The organism is Listeria sp. SHR_NRA_18 (assembly GCF_003856515.1).
Taxonomy (GTDB): Bacteria; Bacillota; Bacilli; order Lactobacillales; family Listeriaceae; genus Listeria_A; species Listeria_A newyorkensis.
The window spans coordinates 1-393 of record NZ_QPKR01000105.1; the positions used below are offsets into that span (position 1 = coordinate 1).

At 53.7% G+C, this 393-nt stretch carries 1 rRNA gene; it reads left to right on the forward strand.

The window, feature by feature from the left end:
- Positions 1–393, forward strand: a 23S ribosomal RNA gene (locus DUK53_RS17350); the annotation flags it as partial.

The following is a 393-nucleotide window of genomic DNA, read 5'->3' on the forward strand; positions in this document are numbered from 1 at the left end:
TTAGCGGATGACTTGTGGCTGGGGGTGAAAGGCCAATCAAACCGGGAGATAGCTGGTTCTCCCCGAAAGCTATTTAGGTAGCGCCTCGTGAACTCATCTTCGGGGGTAGAGCACTGTTTCGGCTAGGGGGCCATCCCGGCTTACCAAACCGATGCAAACTCCGAATACCGAAGAATGTTATCACGGGAGACACACGGCGGGTGCTAACGTCCGTCGTGAAGAGGGAAACAACCCAGACCGCCAGCTAAGGTCCCAAAGTCATGGTTAAGTGGGAAACGATGTGGGAAGGCATAGACAGCCAGGATGTTGGCTTAGAAGCAGCCATCATTTAAAGAAAGCGTAATAGCTCACTGGTCGAGTCGGCCTGCGCGGAAGATGTAACGGGGCTAAACC